Source organism: Lysinibacillus sp. FSL P4-0201 (genome assembly GCF_038593425.1).
Lineage (GTDB): Bacteria > Bacillota > Bacilli > Bacillales_A > Planococcaceae > Lysinibacillus > Lysinibacillus capsici.
The window spans coordinates 1-19,008 of sequence record NZ_CP151995.1; the positions used below are offsets into that span (position 1 = coordinate 1).

A 19,008-nucleotide genomic window follows, 5' to 3' on the forward strand; every position below is an offset into this window, starting at 1 on the left:
TTGGAACATTTAGAAGAACTATGGAACAATGTCCTGGCTCAAGTTGAACAAAAAATTTCTAAACCAAGCTTCGAAACGTGGCTAAAGTCTACAAAGTTACTATCTTACAATGGTAGTGGGTCCACTGTGACAATTGCTGCGCCAAATTCGTTTGCTCGAGACTGGCTTGAAAATCATTATATTCATTTGATTACAGGTATATTAACGGAGCTAACAGGCGAAGACTTGCTTATTAAATTTGTTGTTCAAAAAAACCAGGATTCGGACGATTTTGATTTGCCAGCGCCGATTATCCAAGCAAAAAATAATGAACATCATGATATTTCACCAGGTATGTTAAACCCGAAATATACTTTTGACACGTTTGTTATTGGCTCTGGTAACCGCTTTGCACATGCAGCTTCGCTAGCTGTAGCTGAAGCACCTGCTAAGGCATACAATCCATTCTTTATTTATGGGGGAGTAGGGCTAGGTAAAACGCACTTAATGCACGCTATTGGTCATTATGTATTAGAGCATAATCCAAATGCTAAAGTAGTGTACTTATCATCCGAGAAATTTACAAATGAATTTATTAACTCAATTCGTGATAACAAAGCACTTGATTTTCGCAATAAGTACCGCAACGTGGATGTACTGCTAATTGATGATATTCAATTCCTTGCTGGAAAAGAATCAACTCAAGAAGAATTTTTCCACACTTTTAATACTTTACATGAAGAATCCAAACAAATTGTTATATCAAGTGACCGACCTCCTAAGGAGATCCCAACTTTAGAAGATCGGCTCCGTTCACGTTTCGAGTGGGGGTTAATAACTGATATTGCTCCACCCGATTTGGAAACTCGTATCGCTATTTTGCGTAAAAAAGCAAAAGCAGACGGTCTAGAGGTACCAAATGAAGTAATGCTTTATATTGCGAACCAGATTGACTCCAATATTAGGGAGCTTGAAGGTGCGCTTATTCGCGTCGTTGCCTACTCATCTCTTGTAAACAAAGATATTACAGCGACATTAGCTGCCGAGGCATTGAAGGATATCATTCCAAATTCAAAACCGCGAACAGTGACAATATTAGACATTCAAAATGCAGTAGGGGAACATTTTAGTATACGTTTGGAAGATTTCGCTGCTAAAAAACGTACTAAATTAATTGCTTTTCCACGTCAAATCGCTATGTACTTATCACGCGAGTTGACAGATTTTTCGCTGCCCAAAATTGGCGAAGAATTTGGTGGCCGCGATCATACGACTGTCATCCATGCGCACGAAAAAATATCTTCTATGTTGAAAAATGACGTTCAACTTCAACAAGATGTTAAACAAATTCGTAGTATGCTAGGCAAGTAATTGCTGTGGACAAACTAACTATTTAAACACAAACTTATACACAGTCTATCTACATGTGGATAGACTGATTTTATTCATAAAAATATACTTATCCACAAATCCACAGGGCCTATTACTATATCTTTTTATTTTATATAAATAAATAATATAAATATGTGAGGGAAAACGAATGAAATTTGATATTTTACGTGACCGTTTATTAGAAGGTTTAAATGATGTCATGAAAGCAGTAAGTTCAAAAACAACTATTCCGATTTTAACTGGTATTAAAATTGACGTAACAGAGGAAGGGATCCGCTTAACTGGTAGTGATGCTGATATAACTATTCAAACATTTATTCCAGTAGAAGAAGATGGACAACAAATTATTCACATTACAGAAACAGGTTCAATTGTTGTACAAGCACGTATGTTTAATGAAATCGTACGTAAATTACCAACAAACGATGTTGAAATTCAAGTAACACCAGGTTTCCAAACGCATATTCGTTCAGGGAAATCGGAATTCCATTTAATTGGCTCAGATGCAGCAGAGTATCCTTTATTACCAGAGCTTACAGAAAATCAAAAATTTACTATTCCTGCTGATCTCTTAAAAACAATTATCCGTGAAACAGTATTCGCTGTTGCCACTTCAGAAAGTAGACCCGTGTTGACAGGTGTAAACTGGCAGATCAAAAATGAAACATTAATCTGTGTTGCAACAGATAGTCATCGTTTAGCAAGACGTAAAGTGCAACTCGAAAATTTACCAGAAGTTGAACATAGTGTAGTAATTCCAGGGAAAAGTTTGAATGAATTAAATAAAGTACTTGAAGATTCTACAAATCTTGTCCAAATCGTTATTACAAGTCAGCAAGTATTATTTAAAACTGGTGATGTATTATTCTTCTCTCGCTTACTGGAAGGAAATTATCCTGACACAACTCGTTTAATTCCTGAAGAGTATCAAACAAATGTAACAATTAATGGTAAATCTTTATTACAAGCTATTGACCGTGCATCACTTGTTGCACGAGGAGATCGTAATAATGTTGTCCGTTTTGAAATTTTAGATAACCAAGCAGTTGAGGTTTCTTCTAATTCTCCTGAAATCGGAAAAGTACAAGAAGAAATTCCTGTGGAAGCATTAGAAGGGGAAGGTTTGAAAATCTCATTCAGTGCAAAATATATGATGGAAGCATTAAAAGCAATAGATGGACAAGACGTAGTTATTCAATTTACTGGGGCAATGAGACCGTTTATTTTACGTTCCGTTCATGATGATGCTATTTTACAATTAATTTTACCTGTACGAACTTACTAAAGAATAAACGATCTGTTAAGATAGTCGCTCATTGTGACTATCTTTTTTTACTTATGGCGTAATTTTAGGTATGATAGAGAGATAGACAGTCTGTATTCGGAGGGGAACACACTATGCAGGACATTAAAATTGATGAGGAGTTCATCACGTTAGGGCAACTTTTAAAAATTACTGATGCCATTAGTTCAGGTGGAATGGCCAAGTGGTTTTTACAAGAACATGCTGTATATGTAAATGGAGAAGTAGACGATCGTCGAGGTCGTAAATTACGTAACGGAGATATTGTAAATATTCCTGGATGTGGTCGTTTTCAAATCATTGGACCAACTGGACAATAAATTATGTATATTGAGCAAATAAAACTTACAAATTACCGTAACTATGATGCCTTAGCTTTAAACTTCTCTCCAAAAATTAATGTTTTCATTGGTGAAAATGCACAAGGAAAAACAAATGTTATGGAGTCCATCTATGTTTTAGCAATGGCTAAGTCCCATCGAACAACGAACGATAAAGAATTGATACGTTGGGATTCAGACTATGGTAAAATAGAAGGGGCCGTTAAAAAAAGGCATGGTATTTTACCGATCGAACTTACGATTACAAAGAAAGGTAAAAAGGGCAAGATAAATCATATAGAGCAAAGTCGCCTTAGTCATTATATTGGTCAAATGAATGTCGTTATGTTTGCGCCAGAGGATTTGAACGTTGTAAAGGGAAGTCCGCAAATACGTCGGCGTTTTATTGATATGGAGATTGGGCAAATTTCGCCTGTCTATTTACATGATTTATTAACCTTTCAAAAAGTTTTAAAACAACGTAACCATTTTTTAAAAATGAACCAAGGCAAGTCCATGCCAAATGATGTGATGTATGAGGTCTACAATGAACAATATATTCACGCTGCTACCCAAATTATTCGTAAAAGATTTCAATTTATGGATTTATTGCAAGAGTGGGCGGAACCCATACACGCAGGTATATCGCAAGGTAAGGAAACACTGGTTATAAAATATCGTACGGTAGCTGGTATTGAAAAAGAACACTCTACTAGTGAAATTGAAAATACTTTACATCAAAAATTAATTGAAGCGAGAGAACGTGAATTTGATAGAGGCGTGACATTAGTTGGTCCACACCGAGATGATTTACAATTTTTAGTGAATGGCTATGATGTTCAAACTTATGGTTCACAAGGACAGCAGCGTACTACTGCATTGTCTTTAAAGCTTGCTGAAATTGAATTAATTAAACAAGAAACAAATGAAACACCCATACTACTTTTAGATGATGTTTTATCGGAACTCGATGATTATCGCCAATCGCATTTATTAAATACCATTCAGGGTGAAGTCCAAACCTTTGTTACAACCACAAGTGTGGAAGGAATTCATCATGAAACGATGGAACAGGCTCAACTGTTCCACGTGAAACAAGGTGCGATTGAAAGAAGTTAGCCAGGGTAGTTTTTTAGATTACAAAAAGAATGGTAATAGTCAGCTCGGTTGACTGTTCATTCATTTACACACAATGATGTTATGAAGGAGTAGATGAAAGCCGTGGCTATAGAGAACGAAGGTTTACAAAACCAAGCTTATGAGGCCGATCAGATACAGGTATTAGAAGGTTTAGAAGCAGTACGTAAAAGACCAGGGATGTATATCGGTTCAACTAGCTCTAAAGGGCTTCACCATTTAGTATGGGAAATTGTTGATAATAGTATCGATGAAGCACTTGCAGGATTTTGTACAGATATCAAAGTAACAATTGAAAAAGAAAACTGGATTCGTGTAGAAGATAACGGTCGTGGTATTCCAGTTAGTATTCAAGAAAAAATGGGTAAGCCTGCTGTTGAAGTTATTATGACTGTTTTACATGCTGGTGGTAAATTTGGCGGTGGAGGCTATAAAGTTTCTGGTGGTCTTCATGGAGTTGGAGCATCAGTAGTAAATGCACTTTCTGTTGAAACAATTGTTCAAGTACATCGTGAAGGTCATATCCATGAAATAAAATTTGAACGTGGAAAAACAGTTCAAGAGTTAATGGTTATCGGTGACACAGATCATAATGGTACAACAACGCGTTTTAAAGCTGACCCAGAAATATTTAAAGAAACTACTGTTTATGAATATGATATTTTAGCTCATCGTATTAGAGAATTGGCTTATTTAAATCGTGGTATTAAGATTACGATTGCTGATGAACGTGAAGAAGAGATTCGCTCAACAACATACCATTATGAAGGTGGTATTCGTTCTTATGTTGAGCATTTAAATCAATCTAAAGAGCCAATCCATGATCCAATTGATGTTCTTGGAGAGAAGGATGGCATCACAGTAGAAATTGCTATGCAATATAATGCTGGATTCTCTTCTAATATTTTTTCATTTGCTAATAACATTAATACGTATGAGGGCGGTACACATGAGTCAGGGTTTAAAACAGCCCTTACACGCGTTATTAATGACTATGCACGAAAAAGTGGATTACTAAAAGAATCTGACGCTAATCTTACAGGTGAGGATGTACGAGAAGGGTTAACAGCTATAGTTTCTGTGAAACACCCAGATCCGCAATTTGAAGGACAAACAAAAACAAAGTTAGGGAATTCTGAAGTAAGTCAAATTACCAATTCTTTGTTCTCAGATGGCTTTGAGCGTTTTATGTTAGAAAATCCAACGGTTGCACGAAAGATTGTGGAAAAAGGATTAATGGCAGCCCGTGCTCGTGTAGCTGCGAAAAAAGCACGTGAGTTTACTCGTCGTAAAAATGCCCTCGAAGTATCTAGCTTACCGGGTAAATTAGCTGACTGTTCTTCTACTAACCCAGCTGATTGTGAAATTTATATTGTTGAGGGTGATTCTGCCGGCGGTTCGGCTAAATCTGGACGTGATCGACACTTCCAAGCAATTTTACCTTTACGTGGTAAAATCCTTAACGTTGAGAAAGCTCGTTTAGATAAAATCTTATCTAATGCGGAAATCCGTGCGATGATAACAGCATTCGGCACTGGTATTGGTGAGGAGTTTAATTTAGAGAAAGCTCGTTATCATAAAATCATTATCATGACAGATGCCGATGTCGATGGGGCACATATTCGTACATTACTTTTAACATTCTTCTTCCGTTTCCTTCGACCACTTATAGAAGCAGGCTATATTTATATTGCACAGCCACCACTTTATCAAGTGAAACAAGGTAAACATATTGAGTATTGCTATGATGAAGAGACATTAAAAGAAATTTTAGAACGGCTACCAAAAATGCCAAAGCCAAATGTGCAGCGTTATAAAGGTCTTGGAGAAATGAACGCTGAGCAGCTTTGGGAAACAACAATGGATCCTGAGTACCGCACATTATTACAAGTAGAATTAGATGATGCAATTAAAGCAAACCAAGCATTTGAACGTTTAATGGGCGATGAAGTTGAACCTCGTCGTCAATTTATCGAGGAAAATGCCGTATACGCTAATTTAGATATCTAATTTTTCTTGAGAGGAGGTCTACACTTTGTCAGAACAAGAACGCTCCGGTGTTAAAGGAGTTAATATAACAGAAGAAATTGAAACATCCTTTCTTGATTATGCAATGAGTGTAATTGTATCACGTGCATTACCTGATGTACGTGATGGATTAAAACCAGTTCATCGTCGTATTTTATATGGGATGCAGGAATTAGGTAATACAGCAGATAAAGCCTACAAAAAGTCAGCACGTATCGTTGGGGATGTAATGGGTAAGTACCATCCACATGGTGACTCTTCCATCTATGATGCAATGGTACGTATGGCACAGGATTTTAGCTATCGCTACATGCTTGTTGATGGTCACGGAAACTTCGGTTCTGTTGATGGTGATGGCGCAGCAGCCATGCGTTATACAGAATCACGTATGTCTAAAATAGCAATGGAAATGCTCCGTGATATTAATAAAGATACAATTGACTATACAGATAACTATGATGGATCAGAAAAAGAACCAATAGTTTTACCAAGTCGCTATCCAAATCTTTTAGTCAACGGTGCAGCAGGGATTGCTGTAGGTATGGCAACAAATATTCCACCACATCAATTGGGCGAAACAATTGATGCTGTTATAGCACTTTCTGAAAATCCAGCCATTACGACTGAAGAGCTAATGGAAATCATTCCTGGCCCTGATTTTCCTACTGGTGGATTAATTTTAGGACGTAGTGGTATTCGTAGAGCCTATGAAACTGGTCGAGGTTCCATTATCATCCGTGCGAAAGTGGAAATTGAGCAAAAGGCAAATGGTAAGGAAACTATTCTTATTCATGAATTGCCTTACCAAGTGAATAAGGCTAAGCTTATTGAAAAAATTGCAGAGCTTGTACGTGATAAAAAAATAGATGGAATCACAAATTTACGTGATGAATCAGACCGTCGTGGTATGCGTGTAGTGATTGAAGTTCGTAAAGATGCAAATGCTAATGTTGTACTAAATAATTTATATAAACAAACAGCTATGCAATCTAGCTTCGGTATCAATATGCTATCTTTAGTAAACGGTCAGCCTAAAGTATTAGGCTTAAAAGAAATGCTATACCATTATTTAGAACACCAAAAAGTAATTATTCGTCGTCGTACAGAGTTTGATCTTCGAAAAGCTGAAGACCGCGCTCACATTTTAGAGGGCTTACGAATCGCACTCGATCATATTGATGAAATAATCGCTATTATACGTGGTTCACGTAGTGGTGAAGAAGCAAAACCTCAATTAATGGAACGCTTTAACTTATCGGAGCGTCAGGCTCAAGCTATTTTAGATATGCGCCTCGTTCGATTAAGTGGCTTAGAACGTGAAAAAATTGAAGCAGAATATCAAGAGCTTCAAGTTCTTATAGCTGAATTAAAGGCAATCTTAGCAGATGAAGAGAAAATTGTAGATATTATTCGTACTGAAATCTTAGAGTTGAAAGAACGTTTTAATGATACACGCCGTACTGAGATTACATCAGGTGGAATTGAAATGATTGAGGATGAGGATTTAATTCCTGTTGAAAACTCAGTTGTTACTTTAACACATAATGGCTATATCAAGCGTTTAGCTGCGAATACATATCGTAGTCAAAAGCGTGGTGGTCGTGGTGTACAAGGAATGGGTACAAATGAAGACGACTTTGTAGAGCATCTAATGAATACTTCTACCCACGATACAATTTTATTCTTCACGTCTAAAGGTAAAGTATTTAGAGCAAAAGGATATGAAATTCCTGAGTTCGGTCGTACTGCTAAAGGGTTACCAATCGTAAACTTGCTTAATATAGAAAAAGGCGAAAAAGTAACAGCTATGATTCGTGTTGCGTCGTTTGATGAAGATGCTTACTTTATCTTTACCACAAAAACAGGTATTACAAAACGTACCCCTGTATCACAATTTGCTAACATCCGAACAAATGGTTTAATCGCAATCAGCTTGAGAGAAGACGACGATCTTATTTCGGTACGTCTTACAGATGGAGAGAAACAAGTGATTATTGGTACTCGCGATGGTATGCTCGTTCGTTTCCAAGAAGACGACATTCGATCTATGGGCCGTACAGCTGGTGGTGTTCGAGGCATTAAGCTACGTGATGGTGATGAAGTAGTTGGCATGGAGATTGTTGAACCAGGGCAAGAAATATTAGTAGTAACTGAAAAAGGTTACGGTAAACGTACTTCTGAAGAGGACTATCGTTTACAAAGTCGTGGTGGAGTAGGACTGAAAACTATTCAGATTACAGATAAGAATGGTCCAATGGTGGCTGTAAAAACCGTCGATGGTTCTGAGGATTTAATGCTTATAACTATTAATGGTATGCTTATCCGTATGGATGTAAATGATATTTCATTAATTGGGCGCAGTACGCAAGGTGTACGTTTAATTCGACTAGGAGATGACGAATTGGTTGCAACTGTCGCTAAAGTGGAAAAAGCAGAAGAGTCTTTTGAAGACGAAGAGGAAGTCGAAGAATAATATAATCCGATGACGACATTATTGAATGTCGTCATCGGTTTTTTTACGTAAATAATGAAAAATAAGTAATTATTTTGAATTCCATGATAAAATGATAATACCTTATTTTGAAGCAAGAAATAGTGGAGAGGTGTTCATTCTGTGGAAACTATACATGTTCCAATTTCAGAGCTAGGTGTTGGCAAGGTAATTTCTGAAGATATATTTGCTAATACACAGTATCCGATTATTTTCAAAGATACAATGATTTCTTATGTACACTTGCAAGTTTTTCATGCATTTAATATTTTCACCGTCCCCGTTTATAAAAGTGAAAATGATATGCGTGTAGAAAAGAATGAAAGTGATGTCGAAGTTATAATAGAAGAACTTCCGACTTTTAGGAAAATCTATAATCATTCTGTTGAACAGTTTAAAAAAGAATTTAAAAACTGGGAAGCGGGCGCCAAGGTAGATATTGCAAAGGCCAGAACAATTATTTTACCTTTAGTAGAGATGGTACTAGAAGATCGTACTATTATTTTTGATTTAAATGAGTATTCAAATCCAAAAGACTACCTGTATCATCATTGTGTAGCAACTGGTCTGATTGCCTCAGTTATTGCTCAAAAACTTGGTTATGATAGAGGAACCACTATTCAAGTAGCCATCGGTGGTTTATTGGCTGATTGTGGTATGGCTAAAGTACATCCTCGTATCAGGGATAAGAAGACACCATTAACAGAGCAAGAATATGATGAGATATATAAACACCCGATTTATAGCCATAATATGGTGAAAGATTTGACCATTTTAAAAGAAACGATGAAAGAAGCGATCTTCCAACATCATGAACGTTTAAATGGTAGTGGATATCCGAGGAACGAAAAGATCGCCAATATTTCTATATTTGCACAAATCATTGCTGTTGCAGATGTTTTTCATGCTATGACATGTGAACGAGTATATAGAACGAAACAATCTTCATTTAAAGTAATTGAAATGATTAATGAATCTGAGTTTGGTAAATTTGATATTAAAGTAGTACGTGCATTAATTGATATTGTTGCAGATCTTCCGATAGGTACAATTGTAGAGCTTTCTAATTTAGAACGTGGGGAAGTAATGTTTGTAAATAAATTTGCCCCAACACGACCACTTATTAAATTAATTCATTCAGGGGAAATTTTTGATTTAGGGAAAAATCGCAGTTTTTATATTTCACGTATCATAACTAATTTATAGATAGACGGGGCAAACTATATTATGTGGTTTGCCTTTTTTATTAGGTAAGAGATGTACTCTACGCAAGTGCTAATATAATTTTTTCTTAACAAACACTTCGCAATAATAGTAATCAATTAAATAGTGAGCATTTTAACCATAATTGTTTTTTGAAACATTTATATATTGTATTAAAATATTTTTGGAGAAACTGTTGACTTTGTTTTGGAATCTTGATATTATAAATGAGTCGCCAAGAGGTGACAACGAAATAAACAAAATGAACCTTGAAAACTGAACAAGCAAAACGTAATCAATAAAGTTTTAAGTAGCTAGTTTTGCTAGTGAACGAAACATAATTTTGGACATCAAACATGATGCCAGCAAAACAATTTGAGCTAATCAAATTTCTTTTATGGAGAGTTTGATCCTGGCTCAGGACGAACGCTGGCGGCGTGCCTAATACATGCAAGTCGAGCGAACAGAAAAGGAGCTTGCTCCTTTGACGTTAGCGGCGGACGGGTGAGTAACACGTGGGCAACCTACCCTATAGTTTGGGATAACTCCGGGAAACCGGGGCTAATACCGAATAATCTCTTTTGCTTCATGGTGAAAGACTGAAAGACGGTTTCGGCTGTCGCTATAGGATGGGCCCGCGGCGCATTAGCTAGTTGGTGAGGTAACGGCTCACCAAGGCGACGATGCGTAGCCGACCTGAGAGGGTGATCGGCCACACTGGGACTGAGACACGGCCCAGACTCCTACGGGAGGCAGCAGTAGGGAATCTTCCACAATGGGCGAAAGCCTGATGGAGCAACGCCGCGTGAGTGAAGAAGGTTTTCGGATCGTAAAACTCTGTTGTAAGGGAAGAACAAGTACAGTAGTAACTGGCTGTACCTTGACGGTACCTTATTAGAAAGCCACGGCTAACTACGTGCCAGCAGCCGCGGTAATACGTAGGTGGCAAGCGTTGTCCGGAATTATTGGGCGTAAAGCGCGCGCAGGCGGTCCTTTAAGTCTGATGTGAAAGCCCACGGCTCAACCGTGGAGGGTCATTGGAAACTGGGGGACTTGAGTGCAGAAGAGGAAAGTGGAATTCCAAGTGTAGCGGTGAAATGCGTAGAGATTTGGAGGAACACCAGTGGCGAAGGCGACTTTCTGGTCTGTAACTGACGCTGAGGCGCGAAAGCGTGGGGAGCAAACAGGATTAGATACCCTGGTAGTCCACGCCGTAAACGATGAGTGCTAAGTGTTAGGGGGTTTCCGCCCCTTAGTGCTGCAGCTAACGCATTAAGCACTCCGCCTGGGGAGTACGGTCGCAAGACTGAAACTCAAAGGAATTGACGGGGGCCCGCACAAGCGGTGGAGCATGTGGTTTAATTCGAAGCAACGCGAAGAACCTTACCAGGTCTTGACATCCCGTTGACCACTGTAGAGATATAGTTTCCCCTTCGGGGGCAACGGTGACAGGTGGTGCATGGTTGTCGTCAGCTCGTGTCGTGAGATGTTGGGTTAAGTCCCGCAACGAGCGCAACCCTTGATCTTAGTTGCCATCATTTAGTTGGGCACTCTAAGGTGACTGCCGGTGACAAACCGGAGGAAGGTGGGGATGACGTCAAATCATCATGCCCCTTATGACCTGGGCTACACACGTGCTACAATGGACGATACAAACGGTTGCCAACTCGCGAGAGGGAGCTAATCCGATAAAGTCGTTCTCAGTTCGGATTGTAGGCTGCAACTCGCCTACATGAAGCCGGAATCGCTAGTAATCGCGGATCAGCATGCCGCGGTGAATACGTTCCCGGGCCTTGTACACACCGCCCGTCACACCACGAGAGTTTGTAACACCCGAAGTCGGTGAGGTAACCTTTTGGAGCCAGCCGCCGAAGGTGGGATAGATGATTGGGGTGAAGTCGTAACAAGGTAGCCGTATCGGAAGGTGCGGCTGGATCACCTCCTTTCTAAGGATTATTTCGGAATACAAACCTTGGGTTTGTAAGATTACGTTTTGCGTTCAGTTTTGAAGGTTTATGAAATTTAATAAAACTTCCAAGAGGGCCTATAGCTCAGCTGGTTAGAGCGCACGCCTGATAAGCGTGAGGTCGATGGTTCGAGTCCATTTAGGCCCACCATATATACCTCTTGGGGCCTTAGCTCAGCTGGGAGAGCGCCTGCCTTGCACGCAGGAGGTCAGCGGTTCGATCCCGCTAGGCTCCACCATTTTTTTGTTCTTTGAAAACTGGATAAAACGACATTGAAATTGTAACAAACACATTTATTTTTTAAGTTTTTTTATAGGCTTAATAACTTGGTTAAGTTATTAAGGGCGCACGGCGAATGCCTTGGCACTAGGAGCCGAAGAAGGACGGCACTAACACCGATATGCTTCGGGGAGCTGTAAGTGAGCTTTGATCCGGAGATTTCCGAATGGGGGAACCCACTACGTTTAATCGCGTAGTATCTTGACGTGAATACATAGCGTCTTGAAGGCAGACCCAGGGAACTGAAACATCTAAGTACCTGGAGGAAGAGAAAGAAAAATCGATTCCCTGAGTAGCGGCGAGCGAAACGGGAAGAGCCCAAACCAAGAGGCTTGCCTCTTGGGGTTGTAGGACACTCTATACGGAGTTACAAAAGAGCGAGTTAGATGAAGCGACTTGGAAAGGTCCGCCAGAGCAGGTAAAAGCCCTGTAGTCGAAAGTTCGTTCTCTCCTGAGTGGATCCTGAGTACGGCGGAACACGTGAAATTCCGTCGGAATCCGGGAGGACCATCTCCCAAGGCTAAATACTACCTAGTGACCGATAGTGAACCAGTACCGTGAGGGAAAGGTGAAAAGCACCCCGGAAGGGGAGTGAAAGAGATCCTGAAACCGTGTGCCTACAAGTAGTTAGAGCCCGTTAATGGGTGATAGCGTGCCTTTTGTAGAATGAACCGGCGAGTTACGATTACGTGCAAGGTTAAGCTTTAGAAGGCGGAGCCGCAGCGAAAGCGAGTCTGAATAGGGCGAAATAGTACGTGGTCGTAGACCCGAAACCAGGTGATCTACCCATGTCCAGGGTGAAGGTGAGGTAACACTTACTGGAGGCCCGAACCCACGCACGTTGAAAAGTGCGGGGATGAGGTGTGGGTAGCGGAGAAATTCCAATCGAACTTGGAGATAGCTGGTTCTCTCCGAAATAGCTTTAGGGCTAGCCTCGTGATGAGAATACTGGAGGTAGAGCACTGTTTGGACTAGGGGGCCATCCCGGTTTACCGAATTCAGACAAACTCCGAATGCCAGATATTTATACACGGGAGTCAGACTGCGAGTGATAAGATCCGTAGTCAAAAGGGAAACAGCCCAGACCACCAGCTAAGGTCCCAAAGTAATCGTTAAGTGGAAAAGGATGTGGCGTTGCACAGACAACCAGGATGTTGGCTTAGAAGCAGCCATCATTTAAAGAGTGCGTAATAGCTCACTGGTCGAGTGACGCTGCGCCGAAAATGTATCGGGGCTAAACGATTCACCGAAGCTGTGGATTGACATCTACGATGTCAGTGGTAGGAGAGCGTTCTAAGTGCGTTGAAGTCAGATCGGAAGGACTGGTGGAGCGCTTAGAAGTGAGAATGCCGGTATGAGTAGCGAAAGACGGGTGAGAATCCCGTCCACCGTATGACTAAGGTTTCCTGAGGAAGGCTCGTCCGCTCAGGGTTAGTCGGGACCTAAGCCGAGGCCGATAGGCGTAGGCGATGGACAACAGGTTGATATTCCTGTACCACCTCCTCACCGTTTGAGAAATGGGGGGACGCAGTAGGATAGGGTAAGCGCGCCGTTGGTTGTGCGCGTCCAAGCAGTAAGGCGTGTGTGTAGGCAAATCCGCACACTGTAACGTTGAGCTGTGATGGCGAGTCCGTATGGACGAAGTTCCTGATTTCACACTGCCAAGAAAAGCCTCTATCGAGGTGAGAGGTGCCCGTACCGCAAACCGACACAGGTAGTCGAGGAGAGAATCCTAAGGTGTGCGAGAGAACTCTCGTTAAGGAACTCGGCAAAATGACCCCGTAACTTCGGGAGAAGGGGTGCTCTTGAGCGTGCAAGCGCATGAGAGCCGCAGTGAATAGGCCCAGGCGACTGTTTAGCAAAAACACAGGTCTCTGCAAAACCGTAAGGTGACGTATAGGGGCTGACGCCTGCCCGGTGCTGGAAGGTTAAGAGGAGTGGTTAGCGCAAGCGAAGCTGCGAATTGAAGCCCCAGTAAACGGCGGCCGTAACTATAACGGTCCTAAGGTAGCGAAATTCCTTGTCGGGTAAGTTCCGACCCGCACGAAAGGCGTAACGATCTGGGCACTGTCTCAACGAGAGACTCGGTGAAATTATAGTACCTGTGAAGATGCAGGTTACCCGCGACAGGACGGAAAGACCCCGTGGAGCTTTACTGTAGCCTGATATTGAATTTTGGTACAACTTGTACAGGATAGGTAGGAGCCAGAGATCTCGGAGCGCCAGCTTCGAAGGAGGCGTCGGTGGGATACTACCCTGGTTGTATTGAAATTCTAACCCATGCCCCTTAGCGGGGCAGGAGACAGTGTCAGGCGGACAGTTTGACTGGGGCGGTCGCCTCCTAAAAGGTAACGGAGGCGCCCAAAGGTTCCCTCAGAATGGTTGGAAATCATTCGTAGAGTGTAAAGGCACAAGGGAGCTTGACTGCGAGACCTACAAGTCGAGCAGGGTCGAAAGACGGGCTTAGTGATCCGGTGGTTCCGCATGGAAGGGCCATCGCTCAACGGATAAAAGCTACCCCGGGGATAACAGGCTTATCTCCCCCAAGAGTCCACATCGACGGGGAGGTTTGGCACCTCGATGTCGGCTCATCGCATCCTGGGGCTGTAGTCGGTCCCAAGGGTTGGGCTGTTCGCCCATTAAAGCGGTACGCGAGCTGGGTTCAGAACGTCGTGAGACAGTTCGGTCCCTATCCGTCGTGGGCGTAGGAAATTTGAGAGGAGCTGTCCTTAGTACGAGAGGACCGGGATGGACACACCGCTGGTGTACCAGTTGTCTTGCCAAAGGCATCGCTGGGTAGCTATGTGTGGACGGGATAAGTGCTGAAAGCATCTAAGCATGAAGCCCCCCTCAAGATGAGATTTCCCATTACGCAAGTAAGTAAGATCCCTCAAAGACGATGAGGTAGATAGGTTCGAGGTGGAAGTGTGGTGACACATGGAGCTGACGAATACTAATCGATCGAGGACTTAACCAAAAAAGTTTGAAACATTCAATGCGCCGTTTATTCAGTTTTGAAAGAATAAATCTTTCAATTAAATACAAAGTCTAGTGATGATGGCAAAGAGGTCACACCCGTTCCCATACCGAACACGGAAGTTAAGCTCTTTAGCGCCGATGGTAGTTGGGGGCTTCCCCCTGTGAGAGTAGGACGTCGCTAGGCAAACAAAACAGTCAGCTGTGCGCTGACTGTTTTCTTATTGTATATTTTAAAAAACCTTGCTATGCGAGGGGTTCCAAAGAGCTTCTAGCTATGGACAAGAAAAAAACAGACGAACAATCAGGTATGTTGGTGAGTATCCGAGCAAAAATAATTGTTTCATCTTTTGTTGTTTATTTGAAAGGGAAGAGTAGCTTAATGATATTCGATCGGCATGCCAACCTGAATACAAATATGGAAACAGGAAGTTTTGAGTGTGTCTTTTGACACGGACCAGTACCCCAGCGTTTCACGCGAGAGCAAACCACCAGTTAGACTGGTGGTTCTGATTCATTGTAATCTTAGAGAGATATAGAAGGGGTTAGTAAGCTATTAACTAAGTCGGCTAAAATTTTCAAGCCTTCAGTGAAAGAATAAAATTAGAAGTTATGAAAACCCCAGCATTAGTGGATAGCTAAACATTCTGTAACTTTTTTTAAAATTAAATAATATCAATCACCATCAGTACGTTCTTATAAGACATAGTTAATATAGATAAGGGCTGTGATTTAAATTAAATATTGTTGGGGGCTTAGGCCCTTTATTTTTGTTGTTAAAAATATGTTCTACACTAAAAATTTCCGGAACTAAAATTATTGTTGAAACTACATTAGCATTTAAGTAGCTCTTTACATTTCTTAGAATAACGATATTTCGCCGCATATTCTTATATGATACTGTAATCGAATTTTAGCTAGACACTTGGTTAAAGTTTGCTGCTATGTACATAAGTATCGTCAATAAAGTAGAAAATTTAGTTCTATTCGTCATTCTTCATCCTTATACTGTAAAGATTACATCAAAAAGGAGAGGAAATTTTGTGGATTGATGGCGTGTTTTCTGGTGGCGGTTTGAAGGGCTTTGCCTTAGTAGGGGCATATCAAGTATTAGAAGCTGAACATTTTCGATTTAAACGTGTAGCTGGTACAAGTGCAGGTGCCATTTTAGCTGCCTTTATTGCTGCGGGTTATAGTGGAAAAGAGATAGAAATGATGCTAGAAGAGTTAGATGTTCCTTCATTACTTGATCCAAGAAGAACAATTTTACCTTTTCCTTTTATGAAATGGGTAAATGTTTATAATCATTTAGGTCTCTATAAAGGAAAGGCGTTAGAAAAATGGTTTTTCCAAAAGCTAGCTGCAAAAGGAGTATATACTTTTGGTGATCTGCCTAAAGATTCACTTAAATTAGTAGCTTCAGATTTAACGAATGGTAGAATGATTGTTTTACCAGACGATTTGCATAAATATCAAATTGAAGCAAAGAATTTTTCAGTAGCTTGTGCGTTACGCATGAGTTGTGGTATACCTTTTTTCTTTGAACCAGTTACATTAAAGACTGGGAAGGGTGAATCGATTATAGTGGATGGTGGTGTTTTAAGTAATTTTCCACTATGGATATTCGATGATAAAGAAGGTCGGAAAGTACGTCCGATTTTAGGTCTGAAACTGAGTAGAAGAAGAGAAGAACAATGTCCTCAAGAAATTAAGAATGGTCTAAATTTATTTGAGGCACTATTTTCAACTATGAAAGATGCACATGATGAAAGGTATATATCAAGACGACACGAAAGAGACATTATTTTTATTCCTGTAGAAGATTATAGTGCAACCCAATTTGATTTAAATGAAGAAACAAAAGAAACTCTATTAGATATAGGCAGAAACCGTACAATTCAATTTTTACGAAATTGGCCAAGATTGAGGTTGTAATTTTTTAAAAAAATAATTATAAAACTATTGACCAATGACAAATAGGGTGTTATTATATAAAAGTTGCTGTTGAGATATGCAGCTACTAAAATATAAAATAAAATAACTGTTTGACATTAAATATAAAACATGTTATTATATAAAAGTTAACTCTTACAGAAGAGTAAACAAAATGAACCTTGAAAACTGAACAAGCAAAACGTAATCAATAAAGTTTTAAGTAGCTAGTTTTGCTAGTGAACGAAACACAATTTTGGACATCAAACATGATGCCAGCAAAACAATTTGAGCTAATCAAATTTCTTTTATGGAGAGTTTGATCCTGGCTCAGGACGAACGCTGGCGGCGTGCCTAATACATGCAAGTCGAGCGAACAGAAAAGGAGCTTGCTCCTTTGACGTTAGCGGCGGACGGGTGAGTAACACGTGGGCAACCTACCCTATAGTTTGGGATAACTCCGGGAAACCGGGGCTAATACCGAATAATCTCTTTTGCTTCATGGTGAAAGACTGAAAGACGGTTTCGGCTGTCGCTATAGGATGGGCCCGCGGCGCATTAGCTAGTTGGTGAGGTAACGGCTCACCAAGGCGACGATGCGTAGCCGACCTGAGAGGGTGATCGGCCACACTGGGACTGAGACACGGCCCAGACTCCTACGGGAGGCAGCAGTAGGGAATCTTCCACAATGGGCGAAAGCCTGATGGAGCAACGCCGCGTGAGTGAAGAAGGTTTTCGGATCGTAAAACTCTGTTGTAAGGGAAGAACAAGTACAGTAGTAACTGGCTGTACCTTGACGGTACCTTATTAGAAAGCCACGGCTAACTACGTGCCAGCAGCCGCGGTAATACGTAGGTGGCAAGCGTTGTCCGGAATTATTGGGCGTAAAGCGCGCGCAGGCGGTCCTTTAAGTCTGATGTGAAAGCCCACGGCTCAACCGTGGAGGGTCATTGGAAACTGGGGGACTTGAGTGCAGAAGAGGAAAGTGGAATTCCAAGTGTAGCGGTGAAATGCGTAGAGATTTGGAGGAACACCAGTGGCGAAGGCGACTTTCTGGTCTGTAACTGACGCTGAGGCGCGAAAGCGTGGGGAGCAAACAGGATTAGATACCCTGGTAGTCCACGCCGTAAACGATGAGTGCTAAGTGTTAGGGGGTTTCCGCCCCTTAGTGCTGCAGCTAACGCATTAAGCACTCCGCCTGGGGAGTACGGTCGCAAGACTGAAACTCAAAGGAATTGACGGGGGCCCGCACAAGCGGTGGAGCATGTGGTTTAATTCGAAGCAACGCGAAGAACCTTACCAGGTCTTGACATCCCGTTGACCACTGTAGAGATATAGTTTCCCCTTCGGGGGCAACGGTGACAGGTGGTGCATGGTTGTCGTCAGCTCGTGTCGTGAGATGTTGGGTTAAGTCCCGCAACGAGCGCAACCCTTGATCTTAGTTGCCATCATTTAGTTGGGCACTCTAAGGTGACTGCCGGTGACAAACCGGAGGAAGGTGGGGATGACGTCAAATCATCATGCCCCTTATGACCTGGGCTACACACGTGCTACAATGGACGATACAAACGGTTGCCAACTCGCGAGAGGGAGCTAATCCGATAAAGTCGTTCTCAGTTCGGATTGTAGGCTGCAACTCGCCTACATGAAGCCGGAATCGCTAGTAATCGCGGATCAGCATGCCGCGGTGAATACGTTCCCGGGCCTTGTACACACCGCCCGTCACACCACGAGAGTTTGTAACACCCGAAGTCGGTGAGGTAACCTTTTGGAGCCAGCCGCCGAAGGTGGGATAGATGATTGGGGTGAAGTCGTAACAAGGTAGCCGTATCGGAAGGTGCGGCTGGATCACCTCCTTTCTAAGGATTATTTCGGAATACAAACCTTGGGTTTGTAAGATTACGTTTTGCGTTCAGTTTTGAAGGTTTATTCTATCTGAATGAAACACTTCAAAACTTGTTCTTTGAAAACTGGATAAAACGACATTGAAATTGTAACAAA

Annotated in this window: 8 protein-coding genes, 2 tRNA genes, 4 rRNA genes and 1 pseudogene; all 15 read left to right on the forward strand. The window is 41.4% G+C overall.

The features are described 5' to 3' along the window. Nucleotides 1-1,350, forward strand: coding sequence for a chromosomal replication initiator protein DnaA (dnaA, locus tag MKY76_RS00005; RefSeq protein WP_004233307.1), 1,350 nt, complete (start codon nt 1-3; stop codon nt 1,348-1,350). A gap of 169 nt (nt 1,351-1,519) precedes the next feature. Next, on the forward strand, nt 1,520-2,656 hold the full coding sequence (gene dnaN, locus MKY76_RS00010; RefSeq protein WP_342557231.1) for a DNA polymerase III subunit beta: 1,137 nt from the start codon (nt 1,520-1,522) through the stop codon (nt 2,654-2,656). Between the two features lie 113 nt (nt 2,657-2,769). Beyond that, entirely contained in the window at nt 2,770-2,994 is a 225-nt protein-coding gene (gene yaaA, locus MKY76_RS00015) for a S4 domain-containing protein YaaA (RefSeq protein WP_004233303.1), read from the forward strand. 3 nt (nt 2,995-2,997) lie between these two features. Next, nucleotides 2,998-4,113: a DNA replication/repair protein RecF gene (recF, locus tag MKY76_RS00020; protein WP_048395200.1), complete on the forward strand. Its 1,116-nt coding sequence runs from the start codon at nt 2,998-3,000 to the stop codon at nt 4,111-4,113. A gap of 93 nt (nt 4,114-4,206) precedes the next feature. Continuing rightward, nucleotides 4,207-6,141 (forward strand): DNA topoisomerase (ATP-hydrolyzing) subunit B, encoded by a 1,935-nt coding sequence (gene gyrB, locus MKY76_RS00025; protein ID WP_048395198.1) that lies wholly within the window; start codon nt 4,207-4,209, stop codon nt 6,139-6,141. Nucleotides 6,142-6,166: 25 nt separating this feature from the next. Then, nucleotides 6,167-8,632, forward strand: coding sequence for a DNA gyrase subunit A (gene gyrA, locus MKY76_RS00030; RefSeq protein ID WP_048395196.1), 2,466 nt, complete (start codon nt 6,167-6,169; stop codon nt 8,630-8,632). A 141-nt stretch (nt 8,633-8,773) separates the two neighbouring features. Next, complete coding sequence (locus MKY76_RS00035; RefSeq protein ID WP_103117219.1) at nt 8,774-9,856, forward strand: HD-GYP domain-containing protein; 1,083 nt, start codon at nt 8,774-8,776, stop codon at nt 9,854-9,856. 391 nt (nt 9,857-10,247) lie between these two features. Continuing rightward, a 16S ribosomal RNA gene (locus tag MKY76_RS00040) occupies nt 10,248-11,799 on the forward strand. Nucleotides 11,800-11,893: 94 nt separating this feature from the next. Next, nucleotides 11,894-11,970 (forward strand) — tRNA-Ile (locus MKY76_RS00045). 12 nt (nt 11,971-11,982) lie between these two features. After that, nucleotides 11,983-12,058, forward strand: a tRNA-Ala gene (locus MKY76_RS00050). A gap of 90 nt (nt 12,059-12,148) precedes the next feature. After that, nucleotides 12,149-15,076: ribosomal RNA gene (locus MKY76_RS00055) — 23S ribosomal RNA — on the forward strand. A 70-nt stretch (nt 15,077-15,146) separates the two neighbouring features. After that, nucleotides 15,147-15,262, forward strand: a 5S ribosomal RNA gene (gene rrf / locus MKY76_RS00060). The 16S, 23S and 5S rRNA genes sit together here with 2 tRNA genes alongside, the layout of an rRNA operon. A 123-nt stretch (nt 15,263-15,385) precedes the next feature. Further along, nucleotides 15,386-15,510: pseudogene (locus MKY76_RS00065) on the forward strand (IS200/IS605 family transposase); the annotation flags it as partial. 606 nt (nt 15,511-16,116) lie between these two features. After that, complete coding sequence (locus MKY76_RS00070; protein WP_342557232.1) at nt 16,117-17,010, forward strand: patatin-like phospholipase family protein; 894 nt, start codon at nt 16,117-16,119, stop codon at nt 17,008-17,010. Between the two features lie 304 nt (nt 17,011-17,314). Further along, a 16S ribosomal RNA gene (locus tag MKY76_RS00075) occupies nt 17,315-18,866 on the forward strand. Nucleotides 18,867-19,008 lie beyond the last annotated feature (142 nt).